Origin of the sequence: Paenibacillus illinoisensis NBRC 15959, assembly GCF_004000925.1 — a bacterium.
In the GTDB taxonomy this organism is placed as follows: Bacteria; Bacillota; Bacilli; order Paenibacillales; family Paenibacillaceae; genus Paenibacillus; species Paenibacillus illinoisensis.
On sequence record NZ_BIME01000004.1, the window covers coordinates 196,829 to 219,057 of the forward strand.

The following is a 22,229-nucleotide window of genomic DNA, read 5'->3' on the forward strand; positions in this document are numbered from 1 at the left end:
TGTACCGATGGTAAAAAGAATAAAGATGCGCACGCTGCTTATAGGGGGATGTATTACCCTCTTTTTTCTTGTACTGATAACCCGAATCTTTTTTATTCAAGTGGTAAACAGCAGTACCTGGCAAGGATATGCCTCCGAGCTGGTGGAACGTGAGCAGACGATTAAGGCAAGCCGGGGGTCTATTACGGATCGGAACGGCAACATTCTGGCAACAGATGCACCGGCATATACGGTATCGGTCAATCCCGAGATGATCAATGAACTTGGGATTGAAGATGTCGTTACGACCAAGCTCGCAGCAATACTTGGCAAGAATGAAAGTGAAATGCGTGCTTTGGTGACTGCCAAAGATAAAAAAGGGAAATTTTACAAACAGCGCGAGGTGCGAAGTGAGGGTTACAAAATCAGCCCGGAACTGGCAGCTAAAGTAACCGCGCTGAGGGAAGAACTGAAGGAAGAATACAAAGCTCAGAACGCCATCGTAATGGCACAGGAATCGAAGCGGTTTTACCCCGAAGAGACGCTTGCATCGCATCTTCTGGGTTACATGAGTCGTGACGGTAAAGCTGTAAACGGGCTTGAAGTTTCGTATGATGAAGAACTGACGGGCACTGATGGTTACCTGAACTACCAAAAGGATGCCAAAGGCATCAAGCTTCCTGATTCTCAGGATAACTATCTTCCACCTCAAAACGGAAATAACCTGAAGCTGACGATTGATGATACCATTCAATTTTACATTGAAGATGCCATTAAGGAAGCAGTTGCTCAGTATAATCCGCTCAGTATGACCGTCATTGCAGCAGATCCAAACACGATGGAAATATTGGGCATGGCGAACTGGCCGAATTTTAATCCCAATACGTACTGGGAAACCCCGGATCAAAAAGATTTCATCAATCATGCAACACAGTCCATCTACGAACCAGGCTCAACATTTAAGATTGTTACATTGGCTGGTGCTGTAGAAGAGAAGCTGTTTGATCCAAACGCGACGTTTGAATCAAAACGAATTAATATTGGCGGATATTCAATCAGTGATAATGGCCACACTTATGGTACGATTTCCTATCTCGAAGGCGTCAAACGTTCAAGTAACGTTGCCTTTGTTAATCTCGGTTACAACATGCTTGGCGGCGAACGTTTGCGTCATTACATAGACGAATTCGGATTCGGCCAAAAAACGGGAATTGATCTGCCGAGCGAGTCGGCCTCACCGATCAAACCATTGGTTTATAAGTCCGAAATTGCAACAGCAGCCTATGGTCACGGTTTGGTTCAAGTAACCCCGATTCAGCAGGTGGCTGCCATCTCGGCCATTGCCAACGGCGGAAAACTGATGGTTCCACATCTGGTGAAGGAAATCATCAATCCAAATGACGGAACAACTGAAGTGACCAAGCCAAAAGAGGTCCGCCAGGTCATCTCCAAGGAATCTGCAAAACTGGTAAGTGGCTATTTGGAACAGGTTGTAGCAGACCAGCAGATCGGTACTGGGCGCAAGGCCTATATAGAAGGATACCGGGTTGCTGGTAAAACGGGAACAGCAAGAAAATGGGTGAACGGGGAATATAGTAAAACCAAAGATGTCGTTTCGTTTATCGGATTTGCCCCTGTTAACAATCCCAAAATTGCGATGCTAGTCGTCATTGACCAACCGAGTGGAACCAACATTGGTGGTGGTGCTGCAGCAGCTCCTGTATTCAAAAAGATTGTCAGTCAGACCCTGCAATACATGGGTGTTCCGAAAGATACGACAAAGACCACGGACAAAAAGGCAGCTACCGTCGTTCAGACGAAGACTCCTGACTTGACTGGGAAAACAGCCAAACAGGCTAGAAGCCAGCTTCTAAACGCAGGAATTGCTTACGAGACCCTAGGGAAGGGCGAGAGTGTTATTCGCCAGTACCCTGCGGCAGGCGAATTAATGAACCCAGGTCAGCGAATCTATCTGCTTACGGAAGACAGCAGCAGTATGAAAGTTCCTGATCTCACAGGCGAATCGCTTCGGGATGCCATGGAAGTTCTTTCACTCATGAAAGTGGGAGTAATTGTCAAGGGTGAGGGTTATGTCGTGAGTCAAAAGGAGCAGGTCTCCGGGGAACAGCGGACCATACAGCTCACATTGCAGACTGCCAAGGCCGCAGTAACCGGCATAGCGGATGAAGATCCTGAGTCTTCAGATGCTGCATTGGAGGAAGAGGGGACAGCAGAAGAGTCCAGCAAGACAGAAGAAACGGGGAACTCGGATGGAACCGAGGCTCCAACCAATGAGACGGACTCGTCTTCTGGTGCCGCGATTGATCCGGTGCTCCCATAACCATTGAATTTATAGCTTGTTCTAACCCCCGGTTGTCCCGAATATTCATGAATGAACGAGGTCATGATTTTGGGACGAGTGGGGGGATCTTTTCGTGAAGGGTTCAAGTGTAAATTTACGGCGCAGGCTGTTATGGAGTTTGCTCATTTTGGTATTGTTATTTTCGGCCCTGGTGATCAGGCTTGCTTATGTACAACTCGGGAAAGGCCCGGAATTGTCTGCGAAAGCGGAAGAGTCCTGGCGGCGGAACATTCCATACTCAGCCAAACGGGGAGAGATCTTGGATCGCAATGGTACCTCTCTTGCCTATAATGTAACTACACCGACGATTATGGCGATTCCGGCTCAAGTCAAGGAAGCGGAGACTACAGCGAAGGCACTAGCCCCTTTACTTGGAATGACTGAAGAGAAAGTGCTGGCAACCATCAAGAAAAGAGAACTGATTGTACGACTACAACCCGGCGGCCGCAAAATTACGATGGAGAAAGCTCAGCGCATTCGTGATTTGAAGCTTCCGGGTATCGTTGTTGCAGAGGATAATAAACGATTCTATCCTTATGATGATCTGGCTGCTCACATTCTTGGTTTTACGGGGATTGATAACCAAGGATTGACCGGGGTCGAAAAAAGGTATGATGAGAAGTTGACCGGTTTAAATGGCAGTGTGTCCTACTTGTCCGATGCGGCCGGAAGGCTTATGCCGGGCTCATCTGAGAAGTATGTGGAACCAAGAGATGGTCTTAACCTGGAGCTGACGATCGACAAATCGATCCAATCCATTATGGAAAGGGAACTGGATCAGGCCATGGTCAAATTCCAGGCGAACTCCGCTCTGGCTATCGCCATGAACCCGAAGACGGGTGAAGTCCTCGGCATGGCCAGCAGACCAGGGTATGAACCAGCGGATTACCAGCAGTATCCGTCTGAAATCTATAACCGGAATTTACCGATATGGATGACATACGAACCGGGTTCAACTTTTAAAATCATTACTTTGGCGGCAGCATTGGAAGAGAAGAAGGTGAATCTGCAGCAGGATCAGTTCTTTGATCCAGGATATGTTGAGGTTGGAGGTGCCCGGCTGCGCTGCTGGAAAAAAGGCGGCCATGGGAGTCAAACCTTCCTGCAAGTCGTGGAAAACTCCTGCAATCCCGGGTTTGTCGCTCTAGGTCAAAAGCTGGGTAAAGAGTCCTTGTTTTCTTACATCAAAAACTTTGGATTTGGAACCAAAACAGGTATTGATCTTAGCGGCGAGGCAAGTGGTATTTTGTTCAAGCTGTCCCGAGTGGGTCCTGTGGAGCTTGCGACAACAGCCTTTGGGCAAGGCGTTTCGGTCACCCCCATTCAGCAAGTGGCGGCCGTCTCGGCTGCCATCAATGGAGGCAAGCTCTACAAACCTTATGTAACCAAAGCGTGGGTTCATCCCGAAACGGGTGAAGTGATGGAAGAAGTCAAGCCAGAACTTGTGCGGCAGGTCATTTCGGAAGACACATCCAAGCAGGTTCGTGAGGCTTTGGAAAGTGTTGTTGCAAAAGGCACAGGAAGACCGGCGTTCATCGACGGATATCGGGTAGGCGGCAAAACAGGTACAGCCCAGAAGGTTATTAACGGACGTTATTCCTCTACCGAGCATATTGTATCCTTTATTGGCTTTGCTCCGGCAGATGATCCACAGATCGTAGTGTACACGGCTGTCGATAATCCAAAAGGGATTCAGTTCGGGGGTGTCGTTGCAGCTCCGATTGTACAGAATATTCTTGAAGACTCGCTGCACTATATGAATGTTCCTGTGCGCAAGGATCAGGTTGCGAAAGAATACAAGTATGGCGAAACCAAAATTGTTACGGTTCCCGATCTCACAGGTGCAACGGTAGAAGATCTGTATGAAGATCTCAACATGAACTTTATGCTGGCTAAGTCCGGCAGTGGGAAGTACGTAATTAACCAGGCTCCGAAGCCAGGAGCAAGGGTGGAGCAGGGCTCTACCATACGAATCTATATGAGTGATGTGCTGAAAGAAGCACACGATCATACAGGGGAAGCAGGACAGGAGCCTTAACCGGCTCCAGGTCCTAGCGCAACAAAATTCAAAAAGTTGCGTTTCATTAAATGGCTATATGGACGATATTAATAAAAAGAAATGCCTTGAGCAGAAGTAAACTTGGAGAAGTGAGGTTATTCATGTGCTTTTAAAACAATTTGCATCGAAGCTGACAACTGCACGCCTGATTGGCGAGCCTAATACAGAATGCCAAAACTTACAGACAGATTCCCGCCAGGTTCAACCGGGAGATCTGTTTATCTGTCTTCCGGGACATACGGTAGATGGACATGATTATGCGGAAAAAGCTGTGAATGCCGGAGCGGTAGCACTGGTCGTGGAACGACAACTGGAACTACCTGTACCGCAGCTGCTGGTCAAAGACAGTCGTTTTGCAATGGCAGTCCTTGCAGACTCTTTCTTTGACTCACCAAGCCATAAGATGAATATGATTGGTGTAACGGGAACGAACGGAAAGACAACCACCACCTATCTGATTGAAAAGATCATGAGTGATCATGGACAGAAGACAGGTTTGATTGGTACCATTCAAATGCGTTACGACGGGCGGACCTATCCAATGTCGGGAACTACACCAGAAGCACTCGATCTGCAGCGCAGTCTGTATGATATGGTTCAAGCGGGGACGGACTGCTGCGTTATGGAGGTCTCCTCACATGCGCTGGAGCAGGGACGTGTAAAAGGAACCAATTTCCGTACTGCGGTATTCACCAACTTGACTCAAGATCATCTGGACTATCATAATTCCATGGAAGAGTACCGCGCAGCAAAAGGCCTGTTCTTTGCAAGACTTGGCAACGAGTTTGCAGAGGACGCCTCCCGTCGCAAATTTGCGGTCATTAACGCTGACGATCCATCGGCCAATTATTTCAAATCAGTGACTGCAGCTGAAGTCATTACATATGGCATGGAAGATAATGCTGATGTACGGGCATCCAACATCTCGATTACATCGCAGGGTACATCATTCCATGTGGATACATTCGCAGGCAGTACAGACATTAACTTGCGCATGGTAGGGAAATTCAACGTATATAACGCCATGGCAGCTATCTCTGCTGCACTTGTTGAAGGAGTACCCTTGGAAGAGATTAAACGCAGTCTTGAGACGGTTCCTGGTGTGGATGGACGTGTTGAAGCCGTAGACGAAGGTCAGTCATTTGCTGTTATTGTGGACTACGCTCATACACCAGACGGCTTGGAAAACGTATTGCGAACGGTAAAAGAGTTTGCCGAAGGTCGAGTCATCTGTGTATTCGGATGTGGGGGAGACCGGGATCGGACCAAACGTCCATTAATGGGGAAAATTGCAGCGAAGTATAGTGACATTGTATTTGTAACTTCTGACAATCCACGTACAGAGGATCCGGATCTGATTCTCAAAGATATTGAAGTAGGTCTGGTAGAAGAAGGCGTACCATCTGATCGTTATCTCATGGTCGTAGATCGTCGTCAGGCAATACATGAAGCTATTGAAATGGCAAGCCCAGCCGATGTAGTATTGATTGCGGGCAAGGGTCATGAGACCTATCAAATTATCGGAACAACCAAAACGGATTTCGATGATCGGATCATAGCCAAAGAGGCGATAAGGGGCAAATCCAATTGATAAAAAGAACATTAGCGCAATTGGCCGAAATGTGCGGAGGAACACTAAACGACTACACTGCTTACGGTGACATCCGCGTTGAAGGTGTATTTACGGATTCACGCAAGCCAGTAGAAGGCAGTTTGTTTATCCCGCTTGTCGGCGAGAGGTTTGACGGACACGAATTTGTGCAAGCTTGTTTAGAAAAGGGAGCCGCAGGGGCGTTATGGCAGAATGACCATGGTGTTCCCCCGCAGGGAGGAGCAGTCATCGTCGTTGAAGACACGCTGGCAGCCCTGCAGGGGCTTGCATCTGCCTATCTGGCCGAGAGCCAAACTTCCGTGGTGGGCATTACCGGCAGCAATGGCAAAACAACAACCAAGGACATTGTGGATGCCATTCTCTCTACCAAATTCAAGGTGCATAAGACGCAGGGAAACTTCAACAATCATATCGGACTTCCACTTACGGTGCTAAGCATGGAACAAGATACCGAGATTGTGATTCTGGAAATGGGCATGAGCGGCCGCAGAGAAATCGAGGTATTGTCTTTGATTACTCAGCCGGATATCGCCATCATTACGAATATTGGTGAATCCCATCTGCTGCAGCTTGGCTCCAGGCTGGAGATTGCCAGAGCAAAAGCCGAAATTGCTGCAGGCATGAAACCAGGTGGCCTGTTAATTTATAACGGAGACGAGCCGTTGATTAAGCAGGTTCTGGCTGAAGCGGAAACGAAGCAGCCCGAGGGAATGAAACGATTTACATTTGGACTTCAGACAGACAATGATGATTACCCGACAGGACTCATGAATGCGCAGAACGGTGTTGTTTTCACGACAAAACAGTTGGGGGAACAAGCACTTACGCTTCCTCTGCTGGGTACACACAATGTCGTTAACTGTCTGGCTGCACTTGCAGTTGCACGTCACTTTGGTGTAACAGCCGAACAGATTGCCTCCGGGTTATCCAGCTTGAAACTGACGGGCATGCGTATTGAGGTTATTCAAGGAGTCAGCGGACTAACGATGCTTAATGATGCCTACAATGCAAGTCCAACGTCGATGAAAGCAGCTATTGATGTGTTGGATGGACTCAAAGGTTATCGCTCTCGAGTAGCCGTACTTGGAGATATGTTGGAACTTGGACCTCAGGAAGAGGAGCTTCACCGTGGTATCGGAGAGTATATTACGCCTGGGAAAATGGACATGGTGCTAACCTATGGACCGTTATCGGTGAATATAGCAGAGGGTGCAAAACTGCACATGCCGGCAGAAGCCGTACATGCATTTGAAAACAAGGAAGAGATGACCCGTTACCTGCTGGAAAAATTGCATCCCAGAGACGTCGTTTTGTTCAAGGCCTCCCGGGGCATGAAGCTGGAGGACGTGGTCGAATCACTAAAAATAGCATCATTACAGAATTGAGTAGACTAGAGGGGTGAACCCATGGATTTTCAGGTATTACTGTTAACAATCGGCGTTTCATTTATTTTGGCGGTGATTGCTGCACCGCTATTGATTCCATTACTTCGCCGAATGAAATTCGGACAGCAGGTTCGGGAAGACGGGCCGCAGAGCCATCTGAAAAAGAGCGGGACGCCGACGATGGGCGGGGTTGTGATCCTGCTTGCATTTACATTAGCCTTTTTGAAGTTTTCAGCAGTCAAAAATACGGATTTCTATGTGCTGCTCGTGGCTACGCTCGGTTTTGGCCTGATCGGCTTCCTGGATGACTACATCAAGATTGTATTCAAACGTTCTCTGGGACTGACCGCCAGACAAAAAATGCTGGGACAGCTGTTTTTCAGCGCCGTGATGTGTTTCTTGCTCATTCAAAATGGGCACAGCACAGCGATCTCGATCCCTGGAACATCCGTCTCCTTCGACTGGACGGGGTGGTTCTATTATCCGTTTGTCGTGTTCATGATGCTCGCGATCACCAATGCCGTTAACTTTACGGATGGACTGGATGGTCTACTGTCTGGTATCAGCGCTATTGCGTTTGGGGCGTTTGCAATTGTAGCGATGCAGGCGACGTCTATGCCGGCAGCGGTATGTGCAGCAGCCATGATTGGTGCTGTGCTTGGTTTTCTTGTATACAATGCGCATCCGGCCAAAGTGTTTATGGGAGACACGGGCTCACTAGGTATTGGTGGTGCCATTGGTGCCGTTGCCATTGTTACGAAGACGGAGCTTCTTTTTGTAATCATTGGTGGTGTGTTCGTCATCGAGATTCTATCCGTTATTATTCAAGTGGTATCGTTCAAGACCCGGGGCAAGCGTGTATTCAAAATGAGTCCTATTCACCACCACTTTGAATTAAGCGGATGGTCGGAATGGCGGGTTGTTATTACTTTTTGGGCAGTTGGTGCTATTTTGGCTGCGCTCGGACTTTATCTCAACAAGGGGTTGTAAATCATGAACCATCCTGAATCATATCGCGGTCAACAGGTTGTTGTGCTCGGACTGGCAAAGAGTGGCGTGCAAGTTGCCAAGGTGCTGGACCGTGCGGGAGCGAAAGTCACAGTGAATGATAAAAAAGAGAGGGAACAGTGTCCCGAAGCATCCGAATTGGAGGCTTTGGGAATTTCTGTTGTATGCGGGGGCCATCCCGATGATCTGATTCATGAGGGTGTGAAGCTTGTGGTTAAAAACCCGGGCATCCCTTATCAGGCGCCACCAGTACAGCAGGCTCTTTCCCTCGGAATTGAGGTTGTAACGGAAGTGGAAGTGGCTTACCACCTCTGTGCAGCACCGATGATTGGGATTACAGGTTCCAACGGGAAAACAACGACAACCACATGGGTTGGCAACATGCTGGAGCATGCAGGCTTGAACCCGATTGTGGCCGGCAATATCGGTACACCGCTCAGCGAGGCGGCAGAACAAGCTACGGCCGATAACTGGATGGTCGTTGAACTTAGTAGTTTCCAGCTTAAGGGAACTGTTCATTTCCGTCCACGGATTGCGAGTCTGCTTAATGTTACAGAAACGCATCTGGATTATCACGGGGATATGGATGACTATATCGCTTCCAAAGCTAAAATCTTTGCCAATCAGCTTGCGGATGACGTAGCCGTGCTGAACTGGGATGATCCCGTATGCCGGGAATTGGTTCCTTATATTAAAAGCAGGCTGCTTCCGTTCTCCATGACTGAGAAGCTGGAAGCGGGCGTATACGCCGATCCTCCTTACGTGGATGGAGAAGAGGATGATGTGAAACGCCAGGTGGTATATGCCGACGGTCAAGGAAACTATCACATCGTTATAGACGTTGAAAACATTGGAATACCAGGACAATTTAATGTTGGGAATGCGCTGGCTGCGGTAGCCATTGCAGTAGCGGCAGGTGCCGATCCGGCTGTGCTTGAGGAACCCCTGTCCGAATTCAAAGGGGTTGAACACCGTTTGGAGTATGTGCTGGAGCACAATGGCGCCAAGTACTACAACAATTCCAAGGCTACCAATTCGAAGGCAACCGTCATGGCGTTGAACTCCTTCAAGGATCCGGTCGTGCTGATCGCCGGAGGACTGGATCGGGGTTCAGACATGATGGAGCTGCTCCCCTTGTTCCAGGAACGGGTAAAAGCGGTTGTGGCTCTCGGCGAAACACGTGAGAAAATCGCCAAGGTCGCGGAACTGGCGGGATTAAAGCAAATTAAGGTCGTCGATAATGAGGATGATGCTGCCCAGACGTTAACCGCTGCAGTACAGGAAGCGTCGCGGCTTGCAGCGCCTGGTGATATAGTCTTGCTCTCACCGGCGTGTGCAAGTTGGGACATGTTTGCTTCTTATGAGGAGCGGGGACGCATTTTTAAAGAGGCGGCGCATAACTTGTAAGTAGGGGGGTGGAAAAGCCCCTACTTCCATGCAAGGGGTGGCCTCCTGATGAAACAGACGCGACCGGCGCCGGATATCTGGCTCCTGATTTGTATTGTGGCATTGCTTGCCATCGGCATTATTATGGTCTATAGTGCGGGCTCGGTGCTTGCTTTTCATGACTATGGCGATTCATTTTATTTTGTCAAAAGACAGTTGTTATTTGCTGGACTCGGACTGGCTGCCATGTTTGTCACAGCCAATGTGGATTACCGGGTCTGGCGGAAATATGCTAAACCGATATTGATCGCCTGTTTTATTATGCTGATTGCGGTGTTAATTCCCGGGATCGGCGTGGTCCGCGGCGGAGCACGAAGCTGGCTCGGCATTGGATCGTTTGGCATTCAGCCCTCTGAATTCATGAAGCTGGGCATGATTTTGTTTTTGGCCCACTGGCTGAGCAAAGAACCGGGGAAAATTAAAACATTCACAACCGGATTGTTGCCCCCGCTTGGATTGATAGGTCTCGCCTTCGGCATTATTATGCTGCAGCCCGATTTGGGGACAGGCACGGTCATGATGGGGGCATCCATGCTGATTATTTTTACGGCAGGCGCAAGAATGAAACATTTGCTGCTGCTTGCCCTTGGGGGCGTTGCTGGGTTTGCCGCATTGATTGCGGCGGCTCCTTACCGGTTGAAACGAATAACGGCTTTTCTCGACCCATGGTCCGATCCGCTGGGTGCCGGCTATCAAATCATCCAATCGTTATATGCAATCGGACCGGGGGGCCTGGCAGGTCTGGGCCTTGGGATGAGCCGGCAAAAATACAGCTATGTGCCCGAACCGCAAACGGATTTCATTTTTTCCATATTGGCTGAAGAGCTCGGGTTTATTGGCGGACTTATTGTACTTCTACTCTTCCTGGTACTGGTCTGGAGAGGTATGCGAGTAGCGATGACAGTGCCGGATGCTTTTGGCAGTTTGCTGGGTGTAGGCATTATCGGCATGGTGGCTGTACAAGTCATCATCAATATCGGCGTAGTCATCGGGCTCATGCCCGTTACCGGAATAACCCTACCGCTGATCAGTTATGGCGGATCATCTCTGACTTTGATGCTGACGGCACTAGGGATACTGTTAAACTTATCACGTTATGCGAGGTGACTATGCGATGCGAGTCGTACTAAGCGGCGGCGGTACCGGTGGACATATCTATCCGGCCGTTGCCATAGCAAGACAATGTGAGGCGGAGAATCCCGACTCGACATTTTTATATATTGGAGGAACCCGTGGACTGGAGAGCAAGTTAGTGCCACAGGAGAACATTCCTTTTCAATCCATTGATATTACAGGATTTCGACGGAAGTTGTCCGTGGACAATCTGAAGACGGTTATGCGATTTATTCAGGGCGTCCGGAAATCGAAGAAAATGCTGAAGGAATTCAAACCTGATGTGGTGATCGGGACAGGCGGCTATGTATGTGGACCTGTGGTTTATGCAGCTGCCAAACTAGGGATTCCAAGTGTCATTCATGAACAAAATGCAATCCCCGGCTTAACCAACAAGTTCCTTACTCGTTACGTGGATACCGTTGCAGTTAGCTTCGAAGGTTCCGAGAAGGCCTTCTCGGGAGCCAAAAGAGTAGTGTACACGGGTAATCCGAGGGCAACCACGGTTGCCAAGGCCAGCCGTGATCGAGGATTTGCCACACTGGGCGTGCCAATGGACAGCCGGGTTGTGCTGGTTGTTGGTGGCAGCCGCGGGGCAAAGGCCATCAATAAAGCGATGGTGGACATGGCTCCCATGCTGGAGAAGCTGGACGATGTACACGTCGTTTATGTAACTGGTGAATCGTATTTTGACGAAACACGGGAAGCGATACGCAGTTCACTTGGAACGATGCCAAACCACTTGCATGTGCTTCCTTATGTGCATAATATGCCGGAGGTTCTCGCTTGTACCTCATTGATTGTGAATCGTGCAGGAGCGTCATTCCTCGCCGAAATTACATCGCTTGGCATTCCGTCCATTCTGATACCGTCACCTAACGTGACGAATAATCATCAGGAAGCGAATGCGCGTACACTGGAAGGTGGCGGAGCTTCTGTCACGATGCTGGAGAAGGATCTGTCGGGAAATGCGTTATATGAGGCCATTGCCCGCATCATGAATGATGAAGCGGCCCGCAAACGCATGGCCGCTGCGTCTCGGGAACTTGGCAAGCCAGATGCAGCCGAGGTGCTGGTGAAGGAGATTCAAAGGCTTGCTGTACGCAGGTAAAGTGTGTTCTGGGCGATTGTCACACACAAGGCAGGACTGACATAAGATACCGTATAAATTGTGACAATCGTTCCAAGGCGCCGCATCACGGTTTTTGTCGTATAGCAGGGGATACTTCCATGGATGTTGAGCAGCATGATATGCATAACGGCGGAAGCAATCCATACTATCAAAGGTGATTGTGGTTAGTACCAAAAGAAGTGGGCCCTGCGGGCAGAAGTTGTGTACATTTAACGCTGGTGCTTATGGATCGGATGTGTCACGTATATTTCAATCCGCTGAGATTGTGCTGGAGACAGGGGAATGGGTACGTTACAGCAAGGAGGACAGGGAATTTGCGTATGGCCACTCTGTGCTGCATTAACGGAGAGGTGTTGTGCCAGAAGCTGTATATTTAGTTTGGCATAATGAGCGCAAAGTCGTTTCGGAAGTGATTGTGCTTGCCCAAAATCATAGACGTTTTGCCACTGCATATGCGTACGAGGGCAGCGTATTCCGAAATCCGCCCAGTGACCGAGCGGCCCGGCTGTTTCAAACAGCAGAGCCAAAGGGTAAACACGGGAGGCCTACAGGTATCCATCTTGCATGCCAATTTGATTGTCAGTCCAGTCAAGCTACAGCAGAGGACGTTATCACCCTTATGCAGCAAATTCAGAGCAACTATATCATCTCAAAACGGTATAACCTGGTACCGGAAGTCTTTCCAGTGGGTGAGCGGTAAACCCCGGAGGTGATACATTGGACAAATTGGTGATTGAAGGCGGGAAACCCCTCTCAGGATCCATACGCATCCATGGAGCAAAAAATGCCGCTTTACCAATCATGGCTGCAAGTTTGTTGGCAGATGGAGAAGTCACGCTGCACAACGTTCCACACTTGCTGGACATTGAAGTAATGCTGTATATCCTGGAACGGCTTGGATGCACGTGTCGGCATGAACAGGGAACAGTGACGATTGATACATCGTCTATCCGGTCATATGATGTACCTGAGGATCTGATGAAACAGATGCGCTCTTCCATTTTCTTGATGGGGCCATTGCTGGCTAAGTTTGGGCAAGTATCCGTATACCAGCCAGGTGGTTGTGCCATCGGAGAACGCAAGATTGATCTTCACCTCCGGGGCCTGGAAGCGCTCGGAGCATCAATTGAAGAGCTTGATCAACAGATTATCTGCCGGGGCCGTAAGCTGGTTGGGACGGATATTCATCTGGACTTCCCAAGTGTGGGTGCCACGGAAAATATCATGATGGCAGCCGTTACGGCTGAGGGCACAACAACGATATTCAATGCAGCCAGAGAACCTGAGATTCAGGACTTGCAGCATTTTCTCAACGCGATGGGTGCAAGTATAATTGGAGCCGGCACCGATACAATTACGATTAACGGTGTGGAGAAACTGAAGCCTTGTTCCTACGAGATCATACCTGATCGGATCGTGGCCGGCACCGTCATGATTGCAGCAGCAGCGACTAGAGGCAATGTTACCCTGACACATTGCAACCCGGCACACCTTACTTCCCTTATACATGTGTTGAAGCGCACTGGTGTTCAAATCACGGTCTGCAATGATATAATGACGGTGAGCTGTATGAGCCGTCCCAAATCCGTGGATCGCATTGTAACATCACCGTACCCTTCGTTTCCGACTGACCTGCAGTCACAAATCATGGTCTTACTCAGTTTGGCTGATGGGTTCAGTGTAATGAAGGAGACGGTATTTGAGGGACGCTTCAAGCACGTGGATGAGCTTAACGTCATGGGTGCAGATATTTCGGTCGATCTGAATGCAGCCTTTATCCGAGGAGTCCCGCGTTTGTACGGAGCTACAGTTGAAGCAACCGACCTGCGTGCAGGTGCAGCTCTGGTTATTGCTGGCCTTGCTGCCCAGGGGAAAACGGTTGTTGAGCAAGTGCATCATATTGACAGAGGGTACGACCGCATCGAGAAGTTGTTCCAGAGCCTTGGAGCTTCGGTTGAGCGACAGTCCCCCGTTTCGAAACAGCTGGATTTTGCCAATTAACGTCCTTTGAGTCCCCTTCTTTAGAATGCTGTGGGAGGGGACCGAAGGCTTTGTGGAGCGCGACCTATGCCTAAAAGTCAAATTCCGGTTCTGAAGAAGAATCGGCCTAAAGGAAACACAAGTCGTAAACTTGTTCTTATTCTGTTACTTCTTTTTATTGTATTGCTTGCCGTGCTGTTCTTCCGCTCTTCCATGAGCCGGATTTCGAGCATTGAGATTACGGGTAATGTATACACGACAACTTCCGAACTGCTGGAGAAAAGTGGTTTGAAGGAAGGCGATCAGTTTTTTGGGACAAGCTCCGCTGAGGTCATTGAGCGTTTGAAGACGTTCAAAGCGGTAGCGAATGTGACAGTGGATAAACAGTTTCCGGGGATCGTTCATATCAAGGTTCAGGAGTATCCGACGGTTGCTTACGAACTGGGTGCGGATGGTACCCTCCAGGCGATCCTGGCCAGTGGGACAAGCTTGAATGTTCCGGCCAATATCGGAGTTGCTGTGGAGAAGCCCATTCTGACCCAGTGGAAAGCAGACGATCCGCTCAAAGAACAATTGAGTGAGACGCTTGCCAAAATTCCAAACGAATTGACAACGGATATATCGGAGATTATTCCTAACCCTACGCCTTCGTTCCCGGATCAGATCCGGCTTTATACCAAATCACAGTTTGAAGTGATTACCACGATCTCCAAGCTGCCGGATAAGGTGGAGTACCTGAATCAGGTTATTGAGACGGAGCGGCCAGGGAAAATCACGATGCTTGAGGCAGACACGTACGTGCCTTTTATCGCAGATGACCCTGAAGATGGTGAAGAGCCAGGTGCAACGCCCTGATCCTCTTGCCAATCACGTATGACAGTTAATGAAAAGTCCAAGCAGGGTCGGGGTTTGACCCTGTTTCATCCGTGAAAGTTGTTCTTTCTGAGACGGAGAAAAAATGATACACTTGAACTTATGGCACATAAGTTGTCTCCTTCTTTTTTCTTCAAGGTTTTATGTCTCGCAACCAGATCTTGGCACCCAAAAAAATTGTAGAAAAAAGAGGGAAAGCCTAACGTGTGTTGAATATGTTTTAAGAGTGTTTAAACCCGAACGTATTTTACTATTGGAGTCAGGAGGTGCCACAGACTTGAGCAACAATGACATCATTGTTAGTTTGGACATCGGTACATCCAAAATTCGCGCTATTATTGGGGAAATTAATAATGGAACCTTTAATATTATTGGAGTTGGATCTGCCGACTCGGAGGGAATTCGCAAAGGTGTAATCGTAGATATCGATCAAACGGTGCAGTCGATCCGCAATGCAGTGGATCATGCTGAACGTATGGTAGGTATTCAAATATCCGAAGTATATGTTGGAATCTCAGGTAATCATATCGGACTGATGAGCAGTCACGGCGTCGTGGCGGTGTCTAACGAGGATCGTGAAATCGGAGAAGAAGACATGGAACGGGTGTTGAAAGCAGCCGAGGTGATTGCGGTTCCGCCGGAACGGGAAATTATTGATGTTGTCGCCAAGCAGTACGTTGTAGACGGCTTGGAGGGCATACAGGATCCCCGGGGTATGATTGGAGTTCGACTGGAAGTTGAGGCAACAATCATAACGGGTGCAAAAACCGCGATACATAATCTTTTGCGCTGCGTGGAAAAAGCGGGTCTGAAGGTAAGCGATCTGGTGCTCATGTCACTTGGAGCAGGTCAGCTTGCTTTATCTAAAGACGAAAAAACGATGGGATCTGTTCTTGTTGATATTGGAGCAGGTGCAACAACCATCGCTGTCTTTGAAGAAGACAGTCTTGTTGCAACGTCAACCCTGCCGATCGGTGGAGAATTTGTTACCAACGATATTGCGTATGGATTGCGTACCTTAACTGATCAAGCCGAAAAGGTGAAGCTGAAATATGGCTGCGCATGGCTTGATGATGCTGCGGCTGACGTCATGTTCAAAGTCACGCGAATCGGCAGCAATGTGGACAAGGAATTCTCGCAGGAGGACCTTGCTGCGATTATCGAACCGCGTGTTCAGGAAATATTCCAGATGATTTCCCAAGAAGTGAAGCGCCTCGGTTACACGGAGCTTCCCGGAGGTTATATACTAACGGGAGGGACCGTCTCCATGCCAGGTGTTCTGCAAGTAGCTCAGCATGAGCTTGCTGCATCGGTACGAATTGCCGTTCCGGATTACATCGGTGTTCGCGACCCGGGCTACACAAGCGGCGTCGGTATTTTGCACAGTGTAATTCGCAGTTTGCGCATTCGTCCATCGGTAAGCAGCGGCGGTGGCAGCAACAATAATAATAACAACAAGAAACCGACCAACCGTGTTAAGCCGAGTGCGTCTCCGGAATCGGAGCAAAAACCGGGTTTGTTCGAACGGCTGAAAAATATGTTCAGCGAATTTATATAACAGGTTGAATCTATTTCATACTTCTAGAAGCCGTCTGAATGCGCTGGTATTAATATATACGCCTTCGTTCGTCGATATATGAAATTGATTCGGTTCAATCAAAAATTGGACGGGCCATCCATGCACATTGAGGGGGAGATGGAATAATATGTTGGAATTTGATTTCGAGATGGAGAGCTTGGCTCAAATAAAAGTCATCGGTGTAGGCGGCGGCGGAAGCAATGCAGTCAACCGTATGATCGAAAATGGTGTACAAGGTGTAGAATTTATAACGGTGAACACGGATGCTCAAGCGTTGCATCTGGCGAAATCCGAACATAAATTGCAAATCGGTGATAAACTGACCCGTGGTCTTGGCGCAGGTGCCAACCCGGATGTAGGTAAAAAAGCAGCCGAAGAATCTCGCGATTTGATCATGAACACATTGAAAGGTGCGGACATGGTATTTGTAACTGCCGGTATGGGCGGTGGTACAGGTACAGGTGCAGCTCCAGTCATCGCTGAGATTGCCAAAGAGTGCGGTGCGCTTACCGTAGGTGTGGTTACACGTCCATTTACCTTTGAAGGACGCAAACGTTCCAGCCATGCAGAGCAAGGGATTGAAGCTCTCAAGGAAAAAGTGGATACGCTGATTGTCATTCCGAACGACCGCTTGCTTGAAATCGTAGATAAAAAGACGCCGATGCTTGAGGCGTTCCGTCAAGCAGATAATGTACTGCGTCAAGCGGTACAAGGTATCTCGGATCTGATCGCTGTACCGGGTCTGATCAACCTTGACTTTGCAGACGTAAAAACCATTATGACTGAACGTGGATCTGCTTTGATGGGAATCGGAGAAGCAACAGGTGAAAATCGTGCGGCTGAGGCTGCTCGCAAAGCGATTATGAGCCCATTGCTGGAAACATCCATCGAAGGTGCACGCGGGGTTATCATGAACATCACAGGTGGCATCAACCTGTCACTTTATGAAGTGAATGAAGCAGCCGAGATCGTTACGTCTGCATCCGATCCGGAAGTGAACATGATCTTCGGTGCCATCATTGATGAAAATCTGAAAGAAGAAATCAAGGTTACGGTTATTGCTACTGGTTTTGAAGACAAGCCTGTCTCACCACCACCAGGACGCAAACCGACACCAACGAGTGAGCCTGCTGAAAATCGCTCGCCTAATCTTCGCCCGTTCGGGAATCAGCCGAGCAGTGATCAGCTGGATATTCCGACATTTTTGCGCAATCGTTCACGCAATAACAATAACGACTAAGCAGCACTCATATTTAACTTCAAACCCGGTTCTCCTTATGGAGAAACCGGGTTTTTCTGTTTTTCTATCTACAGCATATCAAACAGAAATGAACAAATTCTGAACAAGGGTCACGAGGAATTACGACAAAAAAAGTTGAGACGACACCCCCATGATTAGACAGACTTTGAACAGGAAGCTCCTTATACTTGTGTGTATGCTCATAGAATATCGGAACAACGCTATACCGATATTTGGTACGAGGCAGGTGAAGAGTTGGTCGTTTATGTTGATCTTATTTTTTTGACAAACCTGTGTATTGACGGTGCACTCATCGGACTCACAGCCTGGATGCGCAAAACGAAGCTGGTTTGGTGGAGATGGCTGCTGTCTTCCATTGTGGGCGCCCTCTATGTCGTCATGATGTTTGTGCCGGAGTTTGATTTTATGTTTACCTTTTTGATCAAGTTTGGTTTGTCACTCGTGATGTTGTTTATCGCTTTTGGTTTTAAGGGCCTCCAGGTGTTTATGAGGAATCTGGGTACCTTCTATGTCATTAACTTCGTCGCTGCCGGAGGCATTTTAGGTATACACTACATGCTTCAGAGTTCGGGCGAGCTGTTTAACGGAATTTGGTATACAGCCTCGGGCGGAATGTCTTTTGATCTGAAGATCGCCTTCTGGTTTACTTTTATCGTATTCTTTGCAGTGCTGTTTTTATTCAAAGCCGTGCAAAGTTCCAAGCGAAAATCAGACCGTATGACAACCTATCTGGGACAAGTGCAGGTTTATATCGATGATGTAACTATTTCTTGTACAGGCCTTGTCGATACAGGTAATCAACTCACGGACCCTCTTTCCCGTCTGCCGGTTATGGTGATGGAGGTTTCACTGTGGCAAGACATGCTGCCAGCTTCCTGGAAAGGCCGGTTGAAGGAAGAAGCACCGGACAACCTCATTATGGAGCTGGACCAGGAGGATTTTCGTTGGCAGGGTCGACTAAGACTGGTACCCTACCGTGGGATCAACAAGGGGACGGCGTTTATGCTGGCAATCAAGCCTGATCTGGTGAGAGTGACATTGGATCAAATGAGTTTCGAGACAACCAAAGTACTAATCGGGCTGGATGGCGGAGTATTGTCGTCAGAAGGAAAGTACCGCGCGGTCATTCACCCTGAGCTTGTGCAAGACGCTGCCTCTGCGCAGTCTACGGCTCTCTCTGCGGGAGCAACAGAAAAGCCGCTGAATGTGGTATAGGAGGAACGTACATGCTTGTGAAATGGAAACTGGTGGCGCAGCTGCAGTATTACCGTCTGTTATTTCTGCTTGGTTTGAAGAGTGAGGAGATCTATTATATTGGAGGCAGTGAAGCCCTGCCGCCTCCATTGACGCGGGAAGAAGAGGAATTTTTGCTGCAAAAGCTCTCTTCCGGGGATGCTGCAATTCGCGCCATGCTGATTGAACGAAACCTTCGCCTGGTGGTGTACATCGCTCGCAAGTTCGAAAACACAGGGATTAACATTGAGGATCTGGTTTCCATTGGAGCCATCGGGCTCATCAAGGCTGTCAATACGTTTGATCCGGAAAAGAAAATCAAGCTGGCGACCTATGCCTCGCGATGCATTGAAAATGAAATATTGATGTATTTGCGGCGTAACAGCAAAATTCGGACAGAAGTTTCTTTTGATGAACCACTCAACATTGATTGGGATGGAAACGAGCTATTATTATCGGATGTTCTGGGTACCGAGAACGATACAATCTATCGAAATATTGAAGAGCAGGTAGATCGGAAGCTTCTGCACAAGGCCTTGGAAAAATTGACCGAACGTGAGCGGATGATTATGGAGCTTCGCTTTGGCTTGACGGACGGGGAGGAAAAGACACAAAAAGATGTTGCAGATTTGCTTGGAATCTCCCAATCCTACATCTCTCGTCTGGAAAAAAGAATCATTAAAAGACTCCGCAAGGAGTTTAATAAGATGGTCTGATCTTGTGCTTTTAGTATAATGGGTATTAATGGCAAGGATGCCAGGGACGAATAAAAAAGCCTGCCCCGGAGATAATGTACATTAATGTTTCTCCTTGGGAGGTAAATCACGATGACCCGAAACAAAGTCGAGATTTGTGGCGTGGACACCGCAAAATTGCCTGTCCTCACCAACACAGAAATGCGGGAATTGTTTCATTCCCTACAGCAGCACCATGATCGCTCAGCAAGAGAGAAATTAGTGAATGGCAACCTGCGGCTTGTACTCAGTGTCATTCAGCGCTTTAACAATCGGGGGGAGTTTGTCGATGATCTGTTCCAGGTTGGTTGTATCGGCCTGATGAAAGCCATTGATAATTTTGATTTATCCCAGAATGTCAAATTTTCAACGTACGCAGTACCGATGATTATCGGTGAGATCCGTCGTTATCTGCGTGACAATAACCCGATCCGGGTATCCCGATCATTACGGGACATCGCATATAAGGCGCTTCAGGTTCGCGACAGTCTGACCAACAAAAATTCTCGTGAACCGACCATATTCGAAATTTCCGAAGCATTGAATGTGCCCAAGGAAGATGTTGTTTTTGCACTGGATGCCATTCAAGATCCGGTATCACTATTCGAACCCATCTATCATGATGGTGGAGATCCAATCTATGTGATGGATCAGATCAGTGATGATAAAAACAAGGATGTGTCGTGGATTGAGGAAATCGCACTGCGCGAGGCCATGCATCGTCTCGGACAGCGGGAGAAAATGATTCTGTCCATGCGGTTTTTTGAAGGCAAAACACAGATGGAAGTTGCTGACGAGATTGGAATTTCCCAAGCTCAGGTATCCCGTCTGGAAAAATCGGCTATACAGCAGATGCAGAAACATGTGAAGACGTAACATCACTTCATTTACAAGGACGATCTAACGGTTGAAATCCGTTGGTCGTCTTTTTCTATTTTTAAAGACATACGATTAGGTCTGGAGAGAACTGCGATCGAATGAGCGGCTTTAAATAGAACGATCAGTTTCAGATCAAGCTGTACTAATTTCAGGGATACCCCGAAAAACAGGACATTTTTCGCCTATAAAACATATATTGTATAGAAACGTTGAACGGTATAAGCGGACTAGGCGGGGGGCGAGCGACAGATGAAAGTAAACGCAAGTGAGTCGGCACAAAGAGGGATGAAGATCTCCGATTTTCAGACAAAGGATGTCATTAACATCACGGATGGCAAGCGTCTGGGGCAGATTAGTGATCTGGAACTGGATCTCAAGCAGGGACGAATCGAGGCCATCGTGGTACCCGGTTACAGCCGGTTCATGGGGTTGTTCGGGGGCGGAACGGATCTGGTTATTCCCTGGAGGAACATTGTTAAGATCGGTTCGGATGTTATTTTGGTTAAACTGGATGAAGTCAGGGAAACGAGCTACGATGAGCGAGATCGCGAAGCAAAGATGTATGATGAACAACAAAGCAGCCGTATGGAGCGGGTTGAACGCCTGGAACGATTGGACCGAAGCCAGCGTCGAACGATATAATCAAGACAGAACGTGGCTCATTTGGTACACTGGAAGCTGTGAGGTGATAAGATGGAACCCTTTGTTCTGAATAAACCATTTTTTGAACGGACTGAAGATCAAGTGGTGAATGGAAGCCCAGATCCGTTGTTATTATATGTGGAGCCGTGGAGAGAACATTTCAGCCGAATGACGGCAGGATTTACCACAAGACAGGGAGGGGTGGGCAGTGAACCCTATGCCACTCTAAACTGCGCTTATCATGTTGGCGATGATCCTTCAGACGTTTTGGCAAATCGTCGTTTGGTGGCCGAAAAGCTTGGTTTCTCGGTAAGCGCCTGGACATGTGGGGAACAGGTCCATGGCAAACATGTGGCTGTTATACAAGCTGAGGATCAAGGTAGAGGTCTGATGGATCGACAGTCAGCGCTGCAGGACACGGATGGTTTGGTCACCAATGTACCTGGTGTGCTGCTTACTTCCTTTTATGCGGATTGTGTTCCGCTATATTTCTACGACCCGGTGCACCAAGCCGTGGGGCTTGCTCATGCGGGGTGGAAAGGGACTGTTGCCGGCATTGCCCAGTCAATGGTTGAAACCATGGAACGGGAATATGGTAGCCGGGCACAGGATATCCGGACAGCTATAGGCCCTTCCATTGGGGATTGCTGTTATGAAGTGGATGAGGCAGTTATGCAGCAAGTACGGGTTTGGTTTGAATCTGCTCCGGGTAATGATGAATACAACAACTCTGTGCAGGGCCGAGCATATCATTCGTCTGGAAATGGAAAGACGATGTTAAACTTGAAAGAATGTAATCGACACATTATGATGAAAGCAGGAATATTGCCGGATCATATCGAATGTACAACGTGGTGTACAAGCTGCCACCCGGAACTGTTTTTCTCGTATCGCAAGGAAAATGGAACGACCGGAAGAATGGCGAGCTGGATTGGGCTGGAAGAGAGGTGAC

18 protein-coding genes are annotated in these 22,229 nt (G+C 48.4%); all 18 read left to right on the forward strand.

The genetic code is table 11. The annotated features are described in order from the left end of the window. The first annotated feature begins 7 nt into the window (after positions 1-7). A complete protein-coding gene (locus PIL01S_RS12265) occupies positions 8-2,320 on the forward strand; it encodes a penicillin-binding transpeptidase domain-containing protein (protein ID WP_127537778.1) in 2,313 nt (770 codons plus the stop codon). Between the two features lie 94 nt (positions 2,321-2,414). Next, positions 2,415-4,379: a stage V sporulation protein D gene (locus tag PIL01S_RS12270; protein WP_127537779.1), complete on the forward strand. Its 1,965-nt coding sequence runs from the start codon at positions 2,415-2,417 to the stop codon at positions 4,377-4,379. 124 nt (positions 4,380-4,503) lie between these two features. Beyond that, positions 4,504-5,991: a UDP-N-acetylmuramoyl-L-alanyl-D-glutamate--2,6-diaminopimelate ligase gene (locus tag PIL01S_RS12275; RefSeq protein ID WP_127537780.1), complete on the forward strand. Its 1,488-nt coding sequence runs from the start codon at positions 4,504-4,506 to the stop codon at positions 5,989-5,991. Continuing rightward, complete coding sequence (locus PIL01S_RS12280; protein WP_127537982.1) at positions 5,991-7,397, forward strand: UDP-N-acetylmuramoyl-tripeptide--D-alanyl-D-alanine ligase; 1,407 nt, start codon at positions 5,991-5,993, stop codon at positions 7,395-7,397. The genes PIL01S_RS12275 and PIL01S_RS12280 overlap by 1 nt, the downstream gene beginning before the upstream one ends. A gap of 21 nt (positions 7,398-7,418) precedes the next feature. After that, positions 7,419-8,387: a phospho-N-acetylmuramoyl-pentapeptide-transferase gene (gene mraY / locus PIL01S_RS12285; protein WP_095289967.1), complete on the forward strand. Its 969-nt coding sequence runs from the start codon at positions 7,419-7,421 to the stop codon at positions 8,385-8,387. Positions 8,388-8,390: 3 nt separating this feature from the next. Beyond that, the gene (gene murD, locus PIL01S_RS12290; RefSeq protein WP_127537781.1) at positions 8,391-9,812 is read left to right on the forward strand and encodes a UDP-N-acetylmuramoyl-L-alanine--D-glutamate ligase; all 1,422 of its coding nucleotides are present in this window, start codon (positions 8,391-8,393) and stop codon (positions 9,810-9,812) included. A gap of 48 nt (positions 9,813-9,860) precedes the next feature. After that, complete coding sequence (gene spoVE, locus PIL01S_RS12295) at positions 9,861-10,958, forward strand: stage V sporulation protein E (RefSeq protein ID WP_127537782.1); 1,098 nt, start codon at positions 9,861-9,863, stop codon at positions 10,956-10,958. A gap of 7 nt (positions 10,959-10,965) precedes the next feature. After that, the gene (gene murG, locus PIL01S_RS12300; protein WP_127537783.1) at positions 10,966-12,075 is read left to right on the forward strand and encodes an undecaprenyldiphospho-muramoylpentapeptide beta-N-acetylglucosaminyltransferase; all 1,110 of its coding nucleotides are present in this window, start codon (positions 10,966-10,968) and stop codon (positions 12,073-12,075) included. A gap of 376 nt (positions 12,076-12,451) precedes the next feature. Next, positions 12,452-12,796 (forward strand): hypothetical protein, encoded by a 345-nt coding sequence (locus tag PIL01S_RS12305; protein WP_127537784.1) that lies wholly within the window; start codon positions 12,452-12,454, stop codon positions 12,794-12,796. Positions 12,797-12,813: 17 nt separating this feature from the next. Further along, a complete protein-coding gene (gene murA, locus PIL01S_RS12310; RefSeq protein ID WP_095359454.1) occupies positions 12,814-14,097 on the forward strand; it encodes a UDP-N-acetylglucosamine 1-carboxyvinyltransferase in 1,284 nt (427 codons plus the stop codon). Positions 14,098-14,163: 66 nt separating this feature from the next. Continuing rightward, the gene (locus tag PIL01S_RS12315) at positions 14,164-14,931 is read left to right on the forward strand and encodes a cell division protein FtsQ/DivIB (protein ID WP_127537785.1); all 768 of its coding nucleotides are present in this window, start codon (positions 14,164-14,166) and stop codon (positions 14,929-14,931) included. 295 nt (positions 14,932-15,226) lie between these two features. Further along, the gene (gene ftsA / locus PIL01S_RS12320) at positions 15,227-16,507 is read left to right on the forward strand and encodes a cell division protein FtsA (RefSeq protein WP_127537786.1); all 1,281 of its coding nucleotides are present in this window, start codon (positions 15,227-15,229) and stop codon (positions 16,505-16,507) included. 148 nt (positions 16,508-16,655) lie between these two features. After that, positions 16,656-17,768 carry a cell division protein FtsZ gene (gene ftsZ, locus PIL01S_RS12325; protein ID WP_095359452.1) on the forward strand — a complete coding sequence of 371 codons (1,113 nt, stop codon included), beginning with the start codon at positions 16,656-16,658 and terminating at the stop codon, positions 17,766-17,768. Positions 17,769-18,023: 255 nt separating this feature from the next. Beyond that, the gene (gene spoIIGA / locus PIL01S_RS12330) at positions 18,024-19,004 is read left to right on the forward strand and encodes a sigma-E processing peptidase SpoIIGA (RefSeq protein ID WP_127537983.1); all 981 of its coding nucleotides are present in this window, start codon (positions 18,024-18,026) and stop codon (positions 19,002-19,004) included. An 11-nt stretch (positions 19,005-19,015) separates the two neighbouring features. Next, on the forward strand, positions 19,016-19,738 hold the full coding sequence (gene sigE, locus PIL01S_RS12335) for an RNA polymerase sporulation sigma factor SigE (RefSeq protein ID WP_095289983.1): 723 nt from the start codon (positions 19,016-19,018) through the stop codon (positions 19,736-19,738). Between the two features lie 111 nt (positions 19,739-19,849). Next, the gene (gene sigG, locus PIL01S_RS12340; RefSeq protein WP_095289985.1) at positions 19,850-20,632 is read left to right on the forward strand and encodes an RNA polymerase sporulation sigma factor SigG; all 783 of its coding nucleotides are present in this window, start codon (positions 19,850-19,852) and stop codon (positions 20,630-20,632) included. Between the two features lie 252 nt (positions 20,633-20,884). Beyond that, the gene (locus tag PIL01S_RS12345) at positions 20,885-21,277 is read left to right on the forward strand and encodes a YlmC/YmxH family sporulation protein (protein ID WP_127537787.1); all 393 of its coding nucleotides are present in this window, start codon (positions 20,885-20,887) and stop codon (positions 21,275-21,277) included. 51 nt (positions 21,278-21,328) lie between these two features. Continuing rightward, positions 21,329-22,228 (forward strand): peptidoglycan editing factor PgeF, encoded by a 900-nt coding sequence (gene pgeF / locus PIL01S_RS12350; RefSeq protein WP_127537788.1) that lies wholly within the window; start codon positions 21,329-21,331, stop codon positions 22,226-22,228. Position 22,229: the final 1 nt, after the last annotated feature.

Excerpts from the sequence above, each read along its gene's own strand:
- ftsZ (WP_095359452.1), top strand. The coding sequence starts at position 16,656 with ATGTTGGAATTTGATTTCGAGATGGAGAGCTTGGCTCAAATAAAAGTC.
- sigE (WP_095289983.1), top strand. The coding sequence starts at position 19,016 with ATGCTTGTGAAATGGAAACTGGTGGCGCAGCTGCAGTATTACCGTCTG.
- pgeF (WP_127537788.1), top strand. The coding sequence starts at position 21,329 with ATGGAACCCTTTGTTCTGAATAAACCATTTTTTGAACGGACTGAAGAT.
- sigG (WP_095289985.1), top strand. The coding sequence starts at position 19,850 with ATGACCCGAAACAAAGTCGAGATTTGTGGCGTGGACACCGCAAAATTG.
- PIL01S_RS12345 (WP_127537787.1), top strand. The coding sequence starts at position 20,885 with ATGAAAGTAAACGCAAGTGAGTCGGCACAAAGAGGGATGAAGATCTCC.
- PIL01S_RS12315 (WP_127537785.1), top strand. The coding sequence starts at position 14,164 with ATGCCTAAAAGTCAAATTCCGGTTCTGAAGAAGAATCGGCCTAAAGGA.
- mraY (WP_095289967.1), top strand. The coding sequence starts at position 7,419 with ATGGATTTTCAGGTATTACTGTTAACAATCGGCGTTTCATTTATTTTG.
- murG (WP_127537783.1), top strand. The coding sequence starts at position 10,966 with ATGCGAGTCGTACTAAGCGGCGGCGGTACCGGTGGACATATCTATCCG.
- PIL01S_RS12265 (WP_127537778.1), top strand. The coding sequence starts at position 8 with ATGGTAAAAAGAATAAAGATGCGCACGCTGCTTATAGGGGGATGTATT.
- spoVE (WP_127537782.1), top strand. The coding sequence starts at position 9,861 with ATGAAACAGACGCGACCGGCGCCGGATATCTGGCTCCTGATTTGTATT.
- murD (WP_127537781.1), top strand. The coding sequence starts at position 8,391 with ATGAACCATCCTGAATCATATCGCGGTCAACAGGTTGTTGTGCTCGGA.